Source organism: Rhizobium sp. K33, from assembly GCF_056501445.1.
Genome location: NZ_CP096478.1, coordinates 592,811 through 612,665 on the forward strand (window position 1 = coordinate 592,811; position 19,855 = coordinate 612,665).

A 19,855-nucleotide genomic window follows, 5' to 3' on the forward strand; every position below is an offset into this window, starting at 1 on the left:
CGTACGGTCGGTTTCTTTTCAAGGCGTCCGACACCGCCTGCCGAACGCTTCAGCCGGGCAGGGGAAACCACGTCAGAAACTGCCTTTCCCCCTCGGGCGAAAAGCGAATGATCCGGCTCTCTTCGACCCGTCGGGCAAGGCCGCGTTCGAGAAAATGGGTGAGCAGAGCAGCCCCAAGGCTTCCCGCGAGATGTGTCCGCCGTTCGCTCCAGTCGAGGCAGGCGCGGCAGAGCGGACGGCGCTTGGCGCGGAGCCTGCCGATATCGAGACTCCGCGTTTCGAGCAGCGCCGCACCCTCTGTCGTCAGCGTCAGCGCCTCGTCCTCCGCCCGGATCGCCCCTTGCGCGACGAGACTGTCAAGCATCCGCACGCCATAATCGCCGGCCAGATGGTCGTAGCAGATCCGGGCTTTTCGCAGTTCCGGCTCCTTCGGCCCGGTGCGATGACGCAGATGCCCGCGCGTCGCCGAAAAACTCATCAGGCCTTCGATCATTTCGCCGACATGACCATCGGCCAGCGCGAAATAGCGGTGCCGCCCCTGCTTGCGCTGGGCAAGCAGCCCGCCCTCTTCGAGCTTCGACAGATGCGAACTCGCCGTCTGCAGCGTCACGCCCGCAGCCCCCGCCAGCTCCGTCGCCGTCAGCGCCTTGCCGCCAAGCAGCGCCAAGAGCATGTTCGAGCGCGCAGGATCGCCGATCAGCGAGGCGATGCGTGCAATGTCGGGGCCTTCCGCCATGTGATCCTCTCCGGGTTTCAACCGCAGTCTGCCTCGCCAGTGTAGCCAAAGCTTCGATCCCGGTCGAACTGTCAGTGGCGAGGGTGGCGAGCAAAACTTCGATCCCGATCGAAGCATCCCGTCTTTCCTTCATGGCAAACCCGCCTCGCAACCAACGAGGAGCTTCCCGTGATCACCTGCATCATCCGCTACCGCATCGATCCCTTCGGTCGCGAGGACTTCGCCACTTATGCCCGCAACTGGGGCGAGGCGATCCCCCGTTGCGGCGCCGATCTCGTCGGCTATTTCGCCCCGCATGAGGGCTCGGCCACCACGGCCTACGGCATCTACCACATCGAGAATTTGGCGGCCTACGAGGCCTACCGCGCGAAGCTCGCTGCCGATCCGCTCGGCAAGGCGAATTACGAATTCGCCAGAAATGCCCGCTTCATCCTGGAGGAGGACCGCCTCTTCCTGAAAAACGTCTCCAACCCGGTATCCTCGAAGGTCCAGCCATGATCGCCGTCATCTTCGAGGTGACGCCCTTCCTCGGCGAGCGTCACCGCTATCTCGACCTTGCCGGGGACCTGCGTGCCCATCTGGAGGCGACCGACGGCTTCATCTCCGTCGAGCGCTTCGAGAGCCTGACGACGCGCGGCAAGCTGCTCTCGCTCTCCTTCTGGCGCGATGAAGAAGCAGTTCGCCGCTGGCGCGAGACGGAAGAACACCGCGCCGCCCAATCCGCCGGCCGTGGCGGCGTCTTCGCCGCCTACCGCCTCCGCGTCGCCGAAGTGCTGCGCGACTATGGTCTGGACGACCGCGCCGAGGCGCCGGAGGACAGCCGCGCCCGGCATGGGTGAGGGGAGGGTTTTGGGGGTGAGGTCAGAAGTCCTCTCCCTCGACAAGCCATGCCCCGCTCTCTATGCATGACCGCATGCCCAAGACGCGCGACGATTCCTTGAAGGACACGGTGGCGAGCCGCATCAGCCGCGCGCTGGCGGAGCGCATCATCCATGGGGAACTCGTGCCCGGCGCGCGTCTGGCCCAGGATCATATCGCCGAGGAATTCGGAGCAAGCCACGTGCCGGTGCGCGAGGCCTTCCGCCGGCTGGAGGCGCAGGGGCTTGTGATCTCTCTGCCCCGCCGCGGTGTGCGCGTCGCAAGCTTCGACCTGAAACAGGTGCGCGAAGTCGCCGAAATGCGCGCGGCCCTCGAGGTGCTGGCCCTTCGCCACGCCGCCCCCAACCTCACGCCCGAGGTTCTGGCCGCCGCCGAGCAGGCCGCAGCCGATGCAGACGACGCCAAGGATGTCCGCACCTGGGAGGAGGCGAACCGCCGTTTCCACCGCCTGATCGTCTCCACCTGCGGCATGCCGCGGCTGCTCTCGGTCATCGACGATCTGCATGCCGTCTCCGCCCGCTTCCTCTTCGTCGCCTGGCGCGCCACCTGGGAAGCCCGCACCGACCACGACCATCGCGCCATCCTCGAAGCGCTGAAGTCCGGCGACGCGGCCGAGGCTGCCCGCATTCTCGAGCGTCACGTCCAGTGGATCGGCCGCGCGCCCCTGCCGGTGCCGGGACGTACAGAGACCGAGGGTTTCGCGATCGTCGGCTGAGTATCGCCAACGGGCTGTGCTGCACTCCACCTCCCCCTTGAGGGGGGAGGTCGCCGCAAAGCGGCGGGTGGGGGTGAACCCCGCGGACCTGTCCGACTTCCGCCACCGGCCGCTTCTTTGAATCGAAAAACCACCTCGCCATCGTCTCCGGCAAGCATCGCCGTCACCCCGCCCCGGACCTTCGGTCCGACCCTCCCCATCAAGGGGAGGGTGTTGGCGGCGCCTGCCATACGCCAGCCCTCATCCTGAGGTGCGAGCGAATACTCCCCTCGAAGGACGAGGGCGGATGTGATCTCTGTGGCCTTGCCCTTCGAGGCCTGCTGGCGCAGGCCCCTCAGGGTGAGGCTTCGAGCGCTCCGCCCGTTGAGCGCCACTTGCCTGCCGCTGGGAGAGGACCCTTGCTCCGCCCGCGGGGAAACCGAAGTCTGCCCGCGGGCAAAGCCTAAGCGCCGACGGCGCATGCCTCCCTCTCCCGCTGGTGGGGAGAGGGCAGGGGTGAGGGGCTGGTTCGTAATCCTGGTAAAAATTATAGATAAATACAAGCGCGCGCTTCGACTAAGTCGACAGTTTCCACCCCTTTCGTGGCGCTCCGCCTAAGATTCCTGATTTGCCGATCTTGGCATTCACGGATTCCATAGATAAAAGATTCTATGCCACTTAAAATTATCTATAAAACGGAGATTGCCCATGACGACCATTCTCGCACCCGCCGTCCGCGGTTTCGATCCTCTCGGCATTTCAGGCCGTTCGCTTCCCGTGCAGGCCGCTCTTCTCCTCTTCGGCACCGGCGTGCTGGCGCTTGCCTCGCAGATCTCGGTGCCCATGGTGCCGGTGCCTATCACCATGCAGACCTTCGCGGTCACCATGATCGGCGTGCTCTATGGCTGGCGCCTCGGCGCGCTGACCGTGCTCGCCTGGCTCGGCGAGGCGATGATGGGTCTGCCGGTGCTGGCTGGCGGCAGCGGTGGCCTCGCGCCCTTCGTCGGCCCGACCGCCGGCTACCTCGTCTCCTTCCCGATCATCGCGGCACTGGCCGGTTATCTCGCCGAAAAGGGCTGGACGGGAGCGCGCGTGGTCAAGAGCTTCCTCGCCCATCTCTCCGCCAACATCCTCTGCCTCGTCATCGGTGGCGCCTGGCTTGGCTATTTGATCGGTGCCGAAAAGGGCTTGGCACTCGGCGTCACACCCTTCATCCTGGGTGCCGTGCTCAAATCCGCACTCGCCGCCGCGCTGCTTTTGGCGCTGGCCCGCCGCCAGACACGCAAGCGCGACCTCTGAGACACTGACAACCGACGAAAGCAAGAATGACCGTCCGGCTCCGCGCCCACCACCTGCTCTGCATGCTGACCTATGTCGGCAAGGGCTATTCGCCCGCCTTCGTCGAGAACTACGAGGTGATTGCCTCAAGGCTTTCGGGTGGCGAGGAGATCGAGCTGGTGGCGGGGCCGGACGATATCTGCGTCCCGCTGACCGCAGACCCTGACGCCCATTGCCATGGCGCAAGCGTCATAGAGCGGGACCGGGCAGCGGCAGACGCTGTCGCCCGCCTGATCGGCAGCCCGCTTGCGCCGGGTGCCGGCATTGTCCCGAGCGCAGCCTTGCTCGCCCGCCTGAGAAAAGCGTTCGCCACCGGCCAGATCCGCACAGCCTGTTCCGGCTGCGAATGGGCAAGTCTCTGTGACGGCGTCGCCGAGGGCGGCTATCTCGGTGCACGCGTCGATCCCGTGGACCAGGATGCGCGAAAGCGGCGGGGAGGGGTGGAGATCACGGATCGATGAACTGAAGGAAATACTGTCCTTCCGCGGCGTTCCCCGCCAGGGTTTTCAGTTCCTCGGACCGTGTCGCATTGCCGAGCTTCTGCTGAATGACGCTGCGCCTTGCGAGATAGGGAGCCCAGTCCGCGGCATTCTCTGAGGCCTTTTCCAGCAGGGCGTCGGCCTCGGAAAACTTGCCGTCTGCGGCCATGAGAGCGGCCCGGCTATCGAGAACGATGGAATCCTCCGGCAACAGAGCAGAGGCGCGGTCGATGAGATCGGCCACTTCCGCCTTCGGCGCGCCAACGAGGAGCCCCAGCTGCCCCTTGAGCGCCAGCGCCTGCGCGCGCAGCTCGTTGTCCGTCCCCTCGGCCATTGTGTCCAGCAGCTGGCGCAGTCTGTCCGCCGCCTGCAGGTCACCGTCCCAGCGGGCGATCTCGATCAGCGCCAGATAGATCCCGGCCCAGCCTTCGCCGAGATCATAGCCTCTCTTCAGATGCACGGAGGCGGCGATCGGATCCACCGGCAGTCCATACTGACCGTTGAGATAGGCATAGCCGAGATCCGCGCTGCCAATTCCATCATTGCGTGACGCGGCCTCCACCAAGGCGGCGACCAAGGGCTTCGGATCGTCCCCCTCCTTGTAGAGCTCCGCCAGCGCCATGGCCTTTCGGCCGAGGGCCGATGTATGGCCGCGCGCAATCGCCTGCTCGTAAAGCTCCAGTGCCTTCTGCAGATCCTGCTCGACGCCCAAGCCGAGGCGGTAGAGATCGCCCAGATTGGACATGCCCACGGCCCAGCCGTCATCGGCTGCCTGCTTGTAAAGCTCTGCCGCCTTGTTGAGATCGGCAGGCACACCCCGGCCGACATCATAGATCAGGCCGAGTTCGACGGCGGCGAGCATGTAGCCCTTGCTGACCGCTTCTTCCAGAAGCGTCTTGGCGCGCTCATGGTTTCCCAGTTTGACTTCGGTGCGGGCGAGCTGAAACGCAAGCCGCCCCATGTCGGGGTTTTCACGATAGGCGGCCTCGCAGGCGGGCTTCGCCTTTTCGGGGTCCAGATCCTTGAATTTGATGCCCGCCCGGCCGGCCGTGGTGCCCGTGTCGTTGTTGCTGGCGGCATAGCGGTCACAGTCGAGAACCGATTGTGTCTCGGCCTGCGCTGCGGAGAACAGCAACAGAGAGAGCCCGGCAGAGCCAACAAGTCGACGGATAGAAATCTGGACCATGCGCATTCGAACCCCTTCGTCATCCCAGCCCGGTAGTGCAGCGAGATCACAGGAGAGGAGCATTCCCGTCAACCAGCGCGAGCGGCCAAAACTGGAGGTATCCTGGAGGAGAGGGTGACAAAAAAGTTATTGCGATACAGTGATTTAATTGCGCACATCGGTGTCGGCTTGGGCCACAGGCCGCGAGCCTTAAAGATCCCGCACGGCTGGCATTCGACCGCAGGAACGCACGCCGTGACAGCTCGCTCCATCCATGGCAATTTTGCCTGACGGAGGCCGCTCGATGATCACCCTCGACATGCTGCGCCAGATTATTCTCGCTCTGCCAACGACGGAGGAAACCACCTCCTGGAACGCCGTGTCCTTCAAGGTCAACGGCAAGGCCATGCTGTTCTGGAATCCGACCCACGACTGCCCGGTCTTCAAAGTCCCCTTCGAGGAGCGCGACCACCTGATCGAGATGGACCCCGACACCTTCTTCACCACGGATCACCACCGGCCTTACCCCATGGTGCTTGCCCGTCCGGACAGGCTCGATAGCGAATGGGCGCGCGAAAACCTCATCCGCGTCTGGCGGGCACAGGCGAAGAAGGCGGTGGTGAAGGCCTGGGATACGAAGCGGTAGCGGACCCGGTCGCGTCCTCCGGCGCAGTCCAGATCACAGCGCCAGCAGCGCCGACAGTGGCCCGCGCACCTCTGCCACCAGACCGGTCGGTGCATAGGTGATGCTCGCCGCGCCGTTGATATAGCCGACCAACGCCTTCTCGATCATCCGCGAGCCGAAGCCCTTGCGTTCCGGGGGCACGACCACCGGTCCACCGTGCTCTTTCCACTGGAAATGCAGCTCCGGCTCACCATCGCCCGGCTCGACGGACCATGAGATGGCGACCTTGCCCTCGGCATTCGATAGCGCGCCGTATTTCACGGCGTTCGTCATCAGTTCATGCAGTGTCAGCGCAAAGGCCAGGCTGCTTTTCGAAGACAGATGCACGTCCGGACCGCTGACCTCGACGCGGCTCGGATCTTGGATCGAGATCGCCGACTCGACCAGATGCGACAGTGTCGTCGACACCTGATTATGGCTGCTGAACAGATCCTGGGCATGGCTGAGCGCATGCAGGCGTTCCAGAAACGCCATCCGCGATGTTGTCATGTCGCTGTCGTTTCGCAGCGTCTGGTTCGCGAGTGACTGGACGAGCGCCAGGATGTTCTTGATCCGATGGGAAAGTTCGCTGCGCAGCAGTTCCTGTTCGGTCTCGAAATTCTTGATCGCGGTGATGTCGCGCGACACCGAGAGGATACTCTCGACGCTGCCGTCTTCGGCGAAGATCGGGCTCACCTTGACGTCCCAGAAACGTCTGGTTCCCTTGACCGTATCGGCATAGCCGGTGAAGCGGGAGTCGCGGCCCTCACGCGCCGCTTCGATCGCGGCGACAGCCGCCCGATTGCCCTCGTCACGCCAGAAGTCCGGCCAGGGGCAACCCTTGATGGCGTCGAAATCATCGACTTCCATCACACGCCGTCCACCATCGGTCATGTATTGCAGGCTGCCGTCCAGGCCGATGATCTTGATGCAGTCATCAGATGAAGCCAAAGCAGCCTGGACGAAACGATGATGTTGAATTTCTCTGGGAGACATAGGCATCCGGCACGCGTGACAAGGCTAGGCTGTTCGACTGAAGCTGTTGGCGACCGAATTTTTCAAACGCGCCCGACTGGCGCCTGTCCGATCCGATGTCTCCTATATAGCTCGCAACATCGTGACAGGACAGGGGCTGTTTTTAAAGGCACGGCGCGACGTGCCGCCCCTCGACAAGCTCCGTCAGATCGTCCTGATGTTGCCGAGCAGGAGGAACAGGGCCTTCGGACTTCCCATGTCCTTCATGGTCAACGGCAAGGTCTGGTATACGTAGCAACGAGGCGCCTTTCTTTTCTCAGCGATAGAAGGTGGCGCGTATCGCTGAGGAGAAACCTTTTGCGTCAGGGATGCAGGGGGTCTCAGTTCGCCAAGTTCCGGCTGACATCCTGCTTCTGATGCAGGACGCGAAGGACCTCGATCCGGTCTGGCTTGTCTCGGAAATAGATCACATGCGACCCAATCGACTGTTTCAGATAGCCTGCACGAACATCCGCCGGACGACCTCGTAAGGCGCCAGAAGCAAGCTGCACACAGGCCGTGCGGATATCATCCGTATAGGCGTCGGCTTGGTCCACGCCCCAAGTCAACGCTGTGTAATCCCAGATCTGGTCAATATCGGCTTCTGCGGCTGGCGAAAGCGCGAGCGCCTTCATTGGCCTTTGAACTCGGCTCGCTTGCGTGCCTTGAAGGCTTCGAAATCGAAGGGTCGAGGCTCGCCGGACTGCTCGCCTTCAATCAAGGCATCCTGCAGCGCCTTTACCTTGGCTTCGTGTTCTTCGAGCAGCCGAAGTCCCGCCCGCATCACCTCGCTGGCAGAGCCGTAACGCCCGGTCTCCACCTGCTCATTGATGAAACTGGTAAAATGGTCACCAAGCGTCACGGACGTATTGCGCGGCATATGCACGTCTCCTTGCTTGTACCAACATATAATACCAGGTGTGGGAAGACAAGTTTAGCGCCGTGAGTGGCTTGATAATGAGTTTGCTGAGCTTACTGCAGTTCTCAACTTCGCTGCTGTGAGCTTTGCGGCTTTCGCCTCCGCAAAGGCCCCAAATCCCACCCCCGCACAAAATCTCAGTCCCTCTTCACCCTTCGGTAACCAACTTCGGTAACCATAAGCATCGTGTTCCGTGCTGCGTCAGCGTAAGAGTGAGTAACCGATGGCTTCTGTGTTTCCGATTGCCGAACTCCGCCGTTCGTCCGACCCCTTTGCCTGGGTCGACAGCATCATCAAGGGCGATTGCGTTTCCGCCCTCGAAGCCCTTCCCGACAAATCCGTCGATGTCATCTTCGCCGATCCGCCGTACAATCTGCAGCTGGGCGGCGCTCTCCACCGTCCCGATCAGTCGCTCGTCGATGCCTGCGACGACGAATGGGACCAGTTCGCCTCCTTCGAAGCCTATGACGCCTTCACCCGCGCCTGGTTGCTCGCCTGCCGCCGCGTCCTGAAGCCGACCGGCACGATCTGGGTCATCGGCTCCTATCACAACATTTTTCGCGTCGGCGCGACGTTGCAGGATCTCAACTTCTGGATCCTCAACGACATCGTCTGGCGCAAGACCAACCCGATGCCGAACTTCAAGGGCCGTCGTTTCCAGAACGCTCATGAGACGATGATCTGGGCCTCGCCCGATCCCAAGGCCAAGGGTTACACCTTCAACTACGATGCGCTGAAGGCCTCGAACGACGACGTGCAGATGCGCTCCGACTGGCTCTTCCCGATCTGCTCGGGCGGCGAGCGGCTGAAGGGCGACGACGGCAAGAAGGTCCATCCGACCCAGAAGCCGGAAGCTTTGCTCGCCCGCGTCATCATGGCATCCACCAAGCCGGGCGACATCGTGCTCGATCCCTTCTTCGGCTCCGGCACCACAGGGGCCGTTGCAAAACGTCTCGGCCGTCATTTCGTCGGCATCGAGCGCGAGCAGGATTACATCGACGCCGCCTCCGCCCGCATCGCCGCCGTCGAGCCTTTGGGCAAGGTCGAACTGACCGTCATGACGGGCAAGAAGGCCGAGCCGCGTGTCGCTTTCAACGTGCTTCTGGAAGCAGGCCTGGTGAAGCCCGGTCAGGTCCTGACCGACGCCAAGCGCCGCCACTCCGCCATCATCCGTGCCGATGGCACCCTGACGGCAAATGGCGAGGCGGGTTCGATCCACCGCGTCGGCGCCCGCGTTCAGGGGCTGGATGCCTGCAATGGCTGGACCTTCTGGCATACAGAGGAAGAGGGCGCCCTGAAGCCGATCGACGATCTGCGCGCAATCATCCGCAGCCGCATGGGCGGCCTGGAGTGACAAAAGAGGTTTCGGCGCGCCATGTGCCGAAGCCAATTTTCTCCAATATTAGAATAACTTCACATAAAAGTGATCAGCTTCGAGCAAGTCGAAGCCGTTAATCGGGCTGCATTCGATCTTCAGGGATCGATCTGGCGCGGGCAGGGGTCCGCCAACTCCACCCGCGCCAGCATCCAACCTCAGGCAGAGACGCCCAGCGCCGCCAGATCCGCCTTCAGCTTGTCCGCTCCTGTGAAATGCACCGCCTGCCAGCCGGCAGCGCGCGCGCCTTCGACATTGGCCAGGCTGTCGTCGATGAAGACGGAATGTTCCGGCGAAAGCCCGAAGTCCTTTGCATGCCGCTCGTAGATCGCCACGTCAGGCTTGATCATGCCCACTTCGCCTGAAACGGTGACCCCGCGCGGCAGGTTGAGGAAGGGATATATCTGGCGGGCTTCCGAAAATGTGTCGGCGGCGAAATTGGTGAGCATGGTCACGTCGCGGCCCGCATCGATGAGCCCGGTCATGATGGCGACGCTGTCTTCATAGGCATAGGGCACCATCTCGGCCCAATACGTCCGGAACGCCCGGATATGCGCTTCCTTTTCCGGGAACTGCTCGATCAGCAGCGCTTCGGCATCGTGCCAGCTGCGGCCGCGATCCTGCTCCAGGTTCCAGTCATGGCTGCAGACCTTGGCGAAGAACTCCGCTCTTTCGTCGGCGTCGGGAATGATCCGGGAAAACGGGAGGTTCGGATCGTAATGGATGAGCACCTTGCCGATGTCGAAGACGATATGGCGGATTTCGGTCATGTCTTATCCCTTGAGAGTTGAAAAGGCCGTCGGAATAGCGGCTGCAATTGCCTTCTTCATGACAGTCGGCAGCGCTTCCCCATCAAGTTCGGTGACCGGCACCCAGAAACCGTGATCGCCGGCAGGACGGTCGATCGGGCCGGTGCGGAAGATCGAGAGCCTGAGCTTGAAATGCGTGAAGACATGGGAGATCGCGCCTACCGGCTGCCAGTCGGCCGGGAAAGGCGCGGCCTCGATGCCCGTTTCCCCGTCCTGCCGTGAGGTCCAGTCCGTCGTCGGCACCTCCGTCATGCCACCCAGCAGCCCGCTCTCCACCCGTTTGCGCAAGAGGAGCTGCCCGTCGCGATCGACCGCGATGAAGGCAGCCCCGAGCCGCACCGGCTTTGCCTTCTTGGCGGCCTTGACCGGAAAGCGCTCCGGCTCGTCACTCGCCAGGGCCACACAGACGTCGTTGAACGGACAGAGCGCACAGGCCGGGCGTTTAGGCGTGCAGATCGTGGCGCCGAGATCCATCATCGCCTGGGCAAAGTCGCCTGGCCGGTTGACCGGCGTGAGTTCCGCGACCTTCGCCTTCATCTGCGGCTTCGATCCAGGAAGCGGCGCTTCGATCGCGTAGAGCCGCGAGATCACGCGCTCGACATTGCCGTCCATGACAGCAGCCGGTCGGTTGAAGGCAATGGCCGCAACCGCGGCCGACGTATAGTCGCCGATGCCGGGCAGCGCGCGCAGTCCCTCTTCGGTATCGGGAAAGACGCCACCATGCTCAAAGGCCACGGCCTCCGCACATTTCTTCAGATTGCGGGCGCGGGCGTAATAGCCGAGCCCCGCCCAGGCCGCCATGACATCCTCGCTCGGCGCTCCCGCCAGATCCTTAACCGTCGGCCAGCGCGCAATGAACTTGGCAAAGTAAGCCTTCACGGCCGCAACCGTCGTCTGCTGCAGCATCACCTCGGACATCCAGATGTAATAGGGATCCGACTTCACCCCGCGTTTGGCAGCCGAGGGCGAGATCCGCCATGGCAGATCACGGTGATGCCGGTCGTACCAGGCGAGGAGATTGGCGGTGATATCTTTTATCATTGGTTGAACGGTGAACCCGATGCAGTTAGATCATCGCGTGACGATAGCACCTGGCAAATCGATGCTCCGGAGATTGAATGCAGCTACAGTCCTCTGCCTTGAGGCGCAACACGATCCTGGCACTATTTGTCATATTGAGCCTTTCGGCGCTGGACAATGCGATCTTGCATCTCACCTTCATTGCTTCTGCTGCCCTTGCGCTGATTTACTTGGCGATCGGAAGGCTGGCTCCTAGGCTCGATGGTGCGATTGGCTTGTTCGTTGCCATGTCGGCTCTCTATTTCTTCATCCACGTTGCATACTTCCTCCTGCACTACGGCACCTATTTTACCCCTGCCGGCAAAGAGTGGAGCCAGCCGCTCAAGCACATCATATTCGTTCTGCCCTTCTTCGTAGCTGCGAGGCTGGCCGTGGTGCCGGGTGAGAGCTTGCTTCGGACCATATGGATCGCTTCGGCCGCATGGGGACTCGTGACACTGCCGATCGCTCTCTATCAGGGGCTCATTCTCGGCATGCGTGTTGAAGCGGGCACCGGTAACGCAATCCCCTTCGCTGCGATGGGGGCAATCTTTTCGTCGTTGGCCCTCTTGGGATTGAATGACACCGACAAGCGCTATCGCTGGCTCGCTGTCGCAGGATTCGGCGCCGGCTTTCTGTGCGTGTTCTTTTCACAGACCAAAAGTATCATGCCGGTCCCGCTGATCGGGCTTGCTCTCTTCTGGTTGATCTTCCTTCGTGGCCGGCTGAAGATCTGGCATTTGTGTCTGATAGCTGTGGCGGCGCTGCTCTTCGCAGGTCTCGGATTTTACGTTTCCGATAGTTGGAGACGCTTTGCGGATCTCTGGTCCGTCTTGGTGGAAGGTGACAGCACTGCGCAGCTCGGCGGATCCTACACTGAGCGTCTTGCCATGTGGTCTCATGGTTTCGCTGGCGTGCTGGACGCGCCACTCTATGGGCATGGATTTCAGAACCGGCGTCATTTCATCGGTTTACTAGGTTACAATTACAATCACTGGCACAATGGCTTTATCACGGCTGCCTTTGACAACGGGATACCTGGCTTGGTGGTAATGACCCTGCTGCTTGTGGCACCCGTTTGGATCGCGTGGCGTTGTCCGCGGGATCACAACTTCTATCCACGACTGTACATCGCATTGGTCCTGGTTTTCGTTTACATTTGGGGTGGGTCCGTCAACCAGATCTTCGGCCACGCGATTTATAACGCCCTTTTCCTTTGGATCGGGCTCGTTATTGCCGTATCGGCCACGCCGAAAGTGAGTGACGATGTCGAAGGATCAGCCTAGCCGCTATGGCGCAAACCAGATCGCCGAGATTGCCAATGGCATCGTCGACCCGGTGCTGGCGCGCCGTGCCGGCATCAACACGGCCCTGCTCGGCTCCTGGGAAGACATTGTCGGCGAAAGCTTTGCCGATTGCACGCGGCCGGAGAAGATCGCCTGGCCGCGGCGCTCCGATCTGCCGGAGGAGGGGGGGCACCGTCCAGGCGTGTTGACCATTGCCTGCGAAGGTGCGCGCGCTCTCTTCCTCTCCCATGCCCAGGGCGAGCTCATTGCCCGTATCAACGGCTTCTTTGGCTATCCCGCCATCGGCCAGGTCCGCATCGTGCAAAAGCCGGTCTCGGTGGCAAGCGCAAGGCCGAAAATTCGCAAGCTCGAAGGCGAAAAGGCGCGCCGGCTCCAAGCCATGATGGATGGTATCGAGGACGAGAATCTGCGCCGCGCGGTCGAACGGCTCGGCACGGCGGTGCTGCAGGCCAGGCGCAAATGAGATCGGCGGCCCGGCGGTCTCCAACCCTTCGAAACTGAAGGGGTCTGGCACTTCCCTGCCGTCCGACGCTGTTCCGAGAGACCAAGTTTGGGCCAATCTTGGGCCTCGCGTTGCTCCTCCTCGATGCCGCGGCTACCAGTCATGCGGGGGCCTTTGCTGATCGCAGGCCTGTTGAGCAGCAGGAAAAGCCGTGAACATCCACAATCCAGCGCCAGCTCCGGATCGACAGGTCGCGACCGGGAACACCGCAAACCCGCGAAAATGGCGATACCCGGTCCCCCGCGCCGCAGCACCCTATGTCGCGCCGGTCTTGTTTGCGATCATCGCCGGCATTGACGGCCTCGGCACCAGCATCGCCTTTGCGGCACTGATCTTCGCCGGTCCGCTGGCCGCAGGTTTTAGCATGGGCGTCGGGGCCATCCTGCTCTCCAGCATCATCATCGCCTTGTGGATCGCGCTGCGCAGCCGCTATCCCTCCAGCATCGGTCAGGTGCAGGAAGCAAGCATCGCCATCCTCGCCACGGCAATTGCGGCAGCCACCGTGCAGCTGGAATTCGCACCCGGTGAAATAAAGGTTGCCACCGCCTTCGCCATGCTCGGCACCAGTGCCGTGCTGACCGGGGTGGTCTTCTGGCTGTTCGGCCTCTTCCGGTTCGGCCGTCTGGTCCGCTTCATGCCCTATCCGGTGGTGGCCGGTTTCCTCGCGGGCTCCGGCTGGCTGCTCATCCAGGGCGCCGTCATGATGATCATTGGCGAGCGCGGTTTCGTCGATCTCCTGGTCCGCCCCGAAGGCCAGCAGGCGGTCGCCAATCTCTATGTGGCGGTTGTCTTTGCCATCGTCATGGTCTTTGCCCTGCGCCGGTCGACAAGCCCGCTCACCATGCCGCTTGTCCTCCTGGGCGGCGGGCTCGCCTTCTATGCCATGCTTGCGGTCATCGGCGTCGAAACCGAGCAGGCACGAGCCCTGCAATGGCTGCCTGCTCTGCCGGCTGACGGCGGATTTGCCTTGCCGCAACCGATCGAGATCGTCACGTCGGCGGATTGGGGCGTGGTGCTCCAGGGGCTGCCGGCGATCGTTTCCGTGGCGCTGCTCGGCATGGTCGGGCTCCTCCTCAACACCAGCGGGCTCGAGGTCGCGACGCGTCAGGAGATCGATGCCGATGCGGAACTGCGCACCACCGGCATCGCCAACATCGTCGCCGGCGGCTTCGGCGGAGCGCCGGGCTTCACCGGGCTGTCGATGACCCTGCTCGCCAACCGTATGGGCGCAAAGGCCCGTTCGGTCGGCATCGCCACCGCCGTCATGCTGGCACTGATGCTGCCCTTTGCCGGAGAACTCGCCGGTGCCATGCCGACCTTCGTCGCGGCGGGTCTGATGATCGCACTCGGTGTGGAGTTGATCCACGATTGGCTTTGGCGCACCCGCACGCAGCTTCCCCGCATCGAGTGGCTTGCGGTGCTCGCCATTCCGCTCGGCATGGCGGCCTTCGGCTTCATGGGGGGCATGGCGCTTGGCCTCGCGCTTTCCATCGCCACCTTCGTCTACAATTACGCCCGTCTTTCGGTCATCCGCATCAATGCCACCCTGCGCGAGCGCAAGAGCAGCATCGACCGCCCGCCGGCCGAAAACAGCCTCATCGAACTCGAAGGCGAACAGGTCCAGGTGCTGGAGCTGCAGGAGTTTCTCTTCTTCGGCACGGCGGAACAGATTATCGAGGCCATTCGTCGCCGTCTCCTGGATCGCAGCCGTCTTTCGCTGCGCTTCGTGATCCTGGACTTCCGTCGCGTCAGCGGTATGGATGCCGCCGCGGCCGCCACCTTCGTCAAGATCCGCAACCTACTGGTCGGCAGCGAGGTCGAACTCGTCTTCAGCAGTCTGTCGCCCGAGATCGAGCAGGCTCTGACCCGAAACGGCATCGATTTTTCGTCTGATCCTTCAGTCGCCAGAGAACGCGATCTCGACCACGCCCTGGAGCGTTGCGAAGAAAAGCTGATCGCCGCGATCAGCCGTGAAGAGACCTGGCAGGACATCGAGGATTATTTCGCCCAGACGATCGGCCCCAGCGCGCGGTTGAAGGATCTCGTGGCTTCGATGGAGGAGATCCGTCTGCAGCCGGGCGACCGTTTCATCCGGGCCGGCGAACCCGGAGAAGATCTGTTCCTCCTGTGGACCGGTCGCGCCAAGGTGGAAGCCGTGCTCGCCAATGGAAAGCGCCTGCGTCTCAGAACCGTGAAGCCCGGCGTCGTTTTGGGCGAGATCGCCATCTACCGGGGCGGACCGCGCACGGCGGATGTCGTCGCCGAAGTGCCCTCGACAGTCTATCGCCTGGCGCGCCGCCAACTGCGTTATCTCGAGCAGGCCGATCCGGAGCTTGCGCTCCTCGTTCACCGTCTCTGCGCCACCACGCTGGCTGAACGGCTGACCATCGCCAATCGCGTGGTCCAGTCCTTGCACGAGTGAGGTCGGGAAGCGCTGTGACCCTCCAGGATACCTCTCTTCCGCCGAAACCGAACGTCTTGCGCGGCAGCCCGTCCACCAGCGCGTCGCCTCTTCGCCCCGCAACTTTGACTGCGCTGCTGGCGCCGCTGCTCTTCGCTGTGATTGCCGGCATCGATGGTCTTGGCACCAGCATCGCCTTCGCCGCCCTCATCTTTACAGGCTCCGTCTCGGCCGGTTTCGGTATGGGGGTCGGGGCCATCCTGATGTCGAGCATCGCGCTCACCCTGGTGATCACGCTCGGCAGCCGTTACCCCGCAAGCATTGGCCAGGTGCGCAAGCCCAACGTCGCGATCCTCGCGGCCGCAATAGCCGCAGCGCTGGCCTCGCCGGCACTCATGGATGCGCCCGATGAGGTCCGCATCATGACGGCCTTTGCCATTCTCGGAACGAGTGCCGCGGCGACCGGCCTCGTATTCCTCGTCTCCGGTGCCTTCGGCTTCGGCAAGCTCGTCCGCTTCATGCCCTTCTCGGTCATCGCCGGCTTTCTCGCCGGATCCGGCTGCCTGATGATCCAGGGGGCGGTGAAGATGCTGCTCGCGGACCATGCGCTGTCGGATCTCTTGATGGCCGCGGAGGGGCGCCAGGCGCTCGCCAATCTCCACATCGCGCTGATCTTCGCCTTCATCCTGAACTTCTCGTTGCGTCGATCGAAGAGCCCGCTCGTTGCACCCGGCATCATGCTTGCAGCCGCGCTTCTGTTTTACGCAATGCTTGCCGCGCTCGGCGTGGATGCCGAGGCTGCCCGCAGCTTTCACTGGCTTCCCGCCCTGCCGGTCGAGGCGGGCCTTGAACTGCCGTCTCCGGTCGCAGTCCTGACGCATGCCGACTGGTGGGCCGTGGCCGATGCGGCGCCCGCCATCGCCTCCGTCGTGCTGCTCAGCATGGTGGGGCTGTTGTTGAACACCAGCGGCCAGGAGGTCGCCACCCGTCGCGAGATCGACGCAGATTCCGAGCTTCGCACGACCGGCCTCGCCAATCTCCTTGCCGGTGGTTTCGGCGGCGCACCCGGCTTCAGCAGCATGAGCATGACCTTGCTTGCAACCCGCATGGGTGGCGCAAGCCGCCTGCCGGGTCTTGCAACCACTTTGGTCCTGGTCCTGATGTTGCCGTTTGCCGGGCAGCTGGCAGGCGCGATGCCGACCTTCGTCGCCGCCGGCCTGATGATCACGCTCGGCTATGACATGGCGGAGGAATGGCTGTGGAGCGCCCGCCATCAACTGCCGCGCAACGAATGGCTCGTGGTGCTGGCCATCCCCTTCGCCATGCTCGTCCTCGGCTTTCTGACCGGCATGGCGATCGGCCTCGCACTCGCCATCATCTCCTTCGTCTACAACTATGCGCGCCTCTCGGTCGTTCGCAGTGACACCTCCTTGATCGCCCGCCGCAGCAGCGTTGACCGACCACTGGTCGAAACCAGTCACCTCGAAGGCAGAGGCGATCAGGTTCAGGTGCTCGAGCTGCAGGAGTTTCTGTTTTTCGGTACGGCCGAACAGGTGGTCGCAGCGGTGCGCAACCGCCTGCAGCATCCGGAACGCACGAAGCTGCGCTTCGTCATCATCGACTTCCGCCGCGTCAGTGGCCTCGACGCTGCCGCAGCGGCAGCCTTCGTCAAGATCCGCAATCTGCTGGCTGCAGCCGGCGTCGAACTCCTGCTCAGTGGCCTGTCATCGGACAAGCGGATGACGCTCAGGCGCAACGGTCTGGATGGGCTCGGCGATGCTGCAACACGCTTCGAGCCCGATCTCGATCACGCCATCGAATATTGCGAGCAGCGACTCCTAAGCGATGCCGGCAGCGGCGAGAGCTGGCGGCGGGTCGAGGATTATCTGGCCCAGACCATCGGCCCCAGCGCCCGCCTGCAGGATCTCGTCGCTTCGATGGAGGAAATCCGTTTGCAGCCCGGCGACCGCTTCATCCGGGCGGGCGAACCGGGGGAGGATCTCTTCCTGCTCTGGGCCGGTCGCGCCAAGGTGGAAGCCGTGCTCGCCAACGGCAAGCGCCTGCGCTTGCGCACCGTGAAGCCCGGTGTGGTGCTCGGCGAAATTGCCATCTATCGCGGTGGTCCCCGCACGGCCGATGTCGTGGCGGAAGAACCCTCGATCATCTACCGGCTCGCCCGCCGCCAGCTCCGCTATCTCGAACAGGCCGATCCGGAGCTTGCGCTCCTCGTCCACCGCCTCTGCGCCACCACGCTGGCGGAACGCCTGACCATCGCCAACCGCGAGGTCAAGGCCCTGCATGAATGATCAGCTTACTTGCTGCTTGCGGTGAAGACCCCGTCCCAGCCGGACGGTGCCGTTTCCGGCAGTTCCGCCAGCCTGTCGCGGTAGAGCGCGTGGGTGCCGGAGAGCGGGTTCGGCGACCGTTTGAGCAGGCCGTCCAGGTAGAGGCGTGCAGAGGAAAAGTCGCCTTCCTGCCAGGCTGAGATAAACATGGCATGGGCGGACAGCAGATCTGCATCGGCTACGATCTTTCCCTCCTCTCCGATCAGCGCATGAAGCGTCACCGGGGCATTTCGTCCCACGACACGCACGCGGTCGACCTCTGCGAAGACGAGGCCGCTGGTTCTTGCCCGCACATCCTCTGTCACCAGGACCGAGACCTCATAGAGCTTGGTCATGCCCTCGACACGCGAGGCGAGGTTGACGCTGTCGCCGAGGCAGGAATAGCTGAAGCGCTGGTCGGATCCGAGATTGCCCACACAGGCCATGCCGGTGTTGAGCCCGATGCCGATCTTGAGGTTCAGGCCGCTGTCGCGGTTGAGCCGCTCCAGCCCGGAGACCATGTCGAGCGCGGCGAGACACGCTTTTTGCGGATGGTCGGCAATGTCGAGCGGCGCGTTCCAGAAGGCCATGATGGCGTCGCCGATATATTTGTCGATCGTCGCCTCGCGCTTGAGAAGCACGTCCGTCATGGGCGTCAGGAAGTTGTTGAGCAGGCCGGTGAGCTCGGTCGGCGACAACCGCTCGGAGAGCGTGGTGAAGCCGCGGATGTCGGAAAAGAGCACGGTCAGTTCCCGGTCCTCGCCGCCGAGCGTCAAACCTTCCGGGTTTTCCGAAAGCCGCTCGACAAGCGTCGGCGACAGATAGCGTCCAAAGCTCTCGCGCACGAACCGCTTCTCGCGGTGAGTGAGCATCAGAAGCAGGGGCAGGGCGGTCAGAAGCACTGCCGCGAGGCTCGTGAGCGGCAGCAGCGGATCAAACAGCGTCAGAGCGCGGGAAAAGGCAAACCACGAGCCACCGGTGATCAGAGCTGAGAGCACCAGGGCAACCAGAACGGACAAGGCCGGGGTGGCGGTCGCCAACACAGCAAGCAACACAAGTCCGGCGACAACGGCGGCTGCCCGCTCTGCGCCCACGATCCAGTCCGGCCGCTGCAGGAATACCCCGCTCGCGATCTGATCGATGATCTCGGCATGCACCTTCACGCCCGCCATCGCGCGATCGACCGGTGTCGCCACGATATCGCGCAGACCCACGGCACTCGTTCCGACCAGGAGAATGCGCCCCTGGATCTGCGCCATCAGCCTCGCCGCCTTGGCGGGATTGAAGAAGTCGGCTGCGGAAATGACGGGCATGTGCGGCAGGCCCGAATAATAGATCCAGATCTCGCCATCGGCGGAGAGGGGAATGTCGAGCGCGCCGACCCTCAGATCCGTCATCGCCGAACCCTCCGCCGTTCCGGCAGAGCGCAGGACAAAGGACCCGGCCTGCTGCGCGATCCTGAGCGTCTCGATCGAAAGCGCCGGATAGAGCTGGTCACCGCTTTTCGCGATGAGCGGGAAGGTGCGAATGATGTTGTCGGCCGTCGGCGGGAAGGAGAAATAGCCGAGAGCCGTTGCCCGCTTCGTCAGATCGGGCAGGTTCGACAATGCGCCGGAATAGGGGACGAGGCGTGCGCGCGGATCCGGTCCGACGAAGGAAAAGCCCGCCTTCGGCTCCGGTGCCGGCGAAGAACTCTCGTTGGTGAGCGCAATTCCAAGCGCCACAGCATTCGAGGCAACGGCCTCCGCCAGCCGCGCATCCGGATCCGGCAGGCCAGATCCCACCTCGATCGAAATCCCTTGGGCGCGCATCTCCTCGACCAGACGGCCAGGCGCTGTCCTGTCCGGCTCGGAAAACACGATGTCGAAGCCGATGGCGGCAGCCCCGAGCCCGCTTGCCCGCTCCACGATCTCCGCCACCGTGCGGCGCGACCACGGCCACTGCCCGAGCTGTCCGATCGAGGTCTCGTCAATATCGATGACGGCGACCGGCGGATCGGTCGCCTCGCGCGGCTTCAGCGTCTGATAGGTGTCAAACACCAGCGCCGTCAGCCGGAAGGCCTGGGGGGCGAAAGCGGCATGGGCTGTGAGAATGGCAAAAAGTGCAGCCGCTCCAATCAGCGAGACGCCGAGCTTGCGTCGTTGCGAGGACGACAGTCGGCGCCGAGGGGTGTGGGCTGCGGCCATCGCG

General features: G+C 63.1%; 19 protein-coding genes. 11 read left to right on the forward strand and 8 right to left on the reverse strand.

Annotated features, from left to right (window positions below; genetic code table 11):
• Positions 1-49 precede the first annotated feature (49 nt).
• Positions 50-736: an ArsR/SmtB family transcription factor gene (locus M1E12_RS02820; RefSeq protein WP_479563662.1), complete on the reverse strand. Its 687-nt coding sequence runs from the start codon at positions 734-736 to the stop codon at positions 50-52.
• A 168-nt stretch (positions 737-904) separates the two neighbouring features.
• On the opposite strand from M1E12_RS02820, the gene M1E12_RS02825 reads away from it, so the two are divergent.
• The 5 genes from M1E12_RS02825 to M1E12_RS02845 all read left to right on the forward strand — a co-directional run bounded on the left by M1E12_RS02825 (position 905) and on the right by M1E12_RS02845 (position 4,108).
• On the forward strand, positions 905-1,234 hold the full coding sequence (locus M1E12_RS02825) for an NIPSNAP family protein (RefSeq protein ID WP_136538401.1): 330 nt from the start codon (positions 905-907) through the stop codon (positions 1,232-1,234).
• A complete protein-coding gene (locus M1E12_RS02830) occupies positions 1,231-1,575 on the forward strand; it encodes an antibiotic biosynthesis monooxygenase family protein (RefSeq protein WP_113460564.1) in 345 nt (114 codons plus the stop codon). The genes M1E12_RS02825 and M1E12_RS02830 overlap by 4 nt, the downstream gene beginning before the upstream one ends.
• Before the next feature lie 74 nt (positions 1,576-1,649).
• A complete protein-coding gene (locus M1E12_RS02835; RefSeq protein ID WP_136538403.1) occupies positions 1,650-2,330 on the forward strand; it encodes a GntR family transcriptional regulator in 681 nt (226 codons plus the stop codon).
• Between the two features lie 687 nt (positions 2,331-3,017).
• Entirely contained in the window at positions 3,018-3,608 is a 591-nt protein-coding gene (locus M1E12_RS02840) for a biotin transporter BioY (protein WP_479563663.1), read from the forward strand.
• A 26-nt stretch (positions 3,609-3,634) separates the two neighbouring features.
• Positions 3,635-4,108 carry a DUF1284 domain-containing protein gene (locus M1E12_RS02845; RefSeq protein WP_479563664.1) on the forward strand — a complete coding sequence of 158 codons (474 nt, stop codon included), beginning with the start codon at positions 3,635-3,637 and terminating at the stop codon, positions 4,106-4,108.
• Here the strand turns inward: M1E12_RS02845 and M1E12_RS02850 are convergent.
• Positions 4,095-5,312, reverse strand: a complete 1,218-nt coding sequence (locus tag M1E12_RS02850; RefSeq protein ID WP_479563665.1) for an SEL1-like repeat protein — start codon at positions 5,310-5,312, stop codon at positions 4,095-4,097. The two genes, M1E12_RS02845 and M1E12_RS02850, sit on opposite strands and share 14 nt — an antisense overlap.
• Positions 5,313-5,595: 283 nt before the next feature.
• Here M1E12_RS02850 and M1E12_RS02855 point away from each other — a divergent pair, with 283 nt between their 5' ends.
• Positions 5,596-5,937: an MmcQ/YjbR family DNA-binding protein gene (locus tag M1E12_RS02855; RefSeq protein WP_479563666.1), complete on the forward strand. Its 342-nt coding sequence runs from the start codon at positions 5,596-5,598 to the stop codon at positions 5,935-5,937.
• Between the two features lie 33 nt (positions 5,938-5,970).
• On the opposite strand, the gene M1E12_RS02860 is transcribed toward M1E12_RS02855, so the two are convergent.
• The 3 genes from M1E12_RS02860 to M1E12_RS02870 all read right to left on the reverse strand — a co-directional run bounded on the left by M1E12_RS02860 (position 5,971) and on the right by M1E12_RS02870 (position 7,849).
• Entirely contained in the window at positions 5,971-6,906 is a 936-nt protein-coding gene (locus M1E12_RS02860; protein WP_479563667.1) for a sensor histidine kinase, read from the reverse strand.
• 404 nt (positions 6,907-7,310) lie between these two features.
• Entirely contained in the window at positions 7,311-7,604 is a 294-nt protein-coding gene (locus M1E12_RS02865; protein ID WP_136538409.1) for a type II toxin-antitoxin system RelE/ParE family toxin, read from the reverse strand.
• Positions 7,601-7,849, reverse strand: a complete 249-nt coding sequence (locus tag M1E12_RS02870; protein WP_136538410.1) for a type II toxin-antitoxin system ParD family antitoxin — start codon at positions 7,847-7,849, stop codon at positions 7,601-7,603. The genes M1E12_RS02865 and M1E12_RS02870 overlap by 4 nt, the downstream gene beginning before the upstream one ends.
• Before the next feature lie 262 nt (positions 7,850-8,111).
• On the opposite strand from M1E12_RS02870, the gene M1E12_RS02875 reads away from it, so the two are divergent.
• Positions 8,112-9,242 carry a DNA methyltransferase gene (locus tag M1E12_RS02875; protein WP_479563668.1) on the forward strand — a complete coding sequence of 377 codons (1,131 nt, stop codon included), beginning with the start codon at positions 8,112-8,114 and terminating at the stop codon, positions 9,240-9,242.
• 179 nt (positions 9,243-9,421) lie between these two features.
• On the opposite strand, the gene M1E12_RS02880 is transcribed toward M1E12_RS02875, so the two are convergent.
• Together M1E12_RS02880 and mutY are read right to left on the reverse strand one after the other, a co-directional pair.
• A complete protein-coding gene (locus M1E12_RS02880) occupies positions 9,422-10,033 on the reverse strand; it encodes an HAD family hydrolase (RefSeq protein WP_479563669.1) in 612 nt (203 codons plus the stop codon).
• A 3-nt stretch (positions 10,034-10,036) separates the two neighbouring features.
• Positions 10,037-11,113, reverse strand: coding sequence for an A/G-specific adenine glycosylase (mutY, locus tag M1E12_RS02885; protein WP_479563670.1), 1,077 nt, complete (start codon positions 11,111-11,113; stop codon positions 10,037-10,039).
• Positions 11,114-11,190: 77 nt separating this feature from the next.
• On the opposite strand from mutY, the gene M1E12_RS02890 reads away from it, so the two are divergent.
• The 4 genes from M1E12_RS02890 (at position 11,191) to M1E12_RS02905 (ending at position 17,647) form a co-directional block, all read left to right on the forward strand.
• Positions 11,191-12,417, forward strand: coding sequence for an O-antigen ligase family protein (locus M1E12_RS02890; RefSeq protein ID WP_479563671.1), 1,227 nt, complete (start codon positions 11,191-11,193; stop codon positions 12,415-12,417).
• The gene (locus M1E12_RS02895; protein ID WP_136538417.1) at positions 12,398-12,901 is read left to right on the forward strand and encodes a DUF721 domain-containing protein; all 504 of its coding nucleotides are present in this window, start codon (positions 12,398-12,400) and stop codon (positions 12,899-12,901) included. Before M1E12_RS02890 ends, M1E12_RS02895 begins: the two co-directional genes overlap by 20 nt.
• 190 nt (positions 12,902-13,091) lie before the next feature.
• Positions 13,092-15,362: a SulP family inorganic anion transporter gene (locus M1E12_RS02900; protein WP_479563672.1), complete on the forward strand. Its 2,271-nt coding sequence runs from the start codon at positions 13,092-13,094 to the stop codon at positions 15,360-15,362.
• Between the two features lie 14 nt (positions 15,363-15,376).
• On the forward strand, positions 15,377-17,647 hold the full coding sequence (locus M1E12_RS02905; RefSeq protein ID WP_479563673.1) for a SulP family inorganic anion transporter: 2,271 nt from the start codon (positions 15,377-15,379) through the stop codon (positions 17,645-17,647).
• 5 nt (positions 17,648-17,652) lie between these two features.
• Here the strand turns inward: M1E12_RS02905 and M1E12_RS02910 are convergent, their stop codons facing one another.
• Entirely contained in the window at positions 17,653-19,851 is a 2,199-nt protein-coding gene (locus tag M1E12_RS02910; RefSeq protein ID WP_479563674.1) for a CHASE2 domain-containing protein, read from the reverse strand.
• Positions 19,852-19,855: the final 4 nt, after the last annotated feature.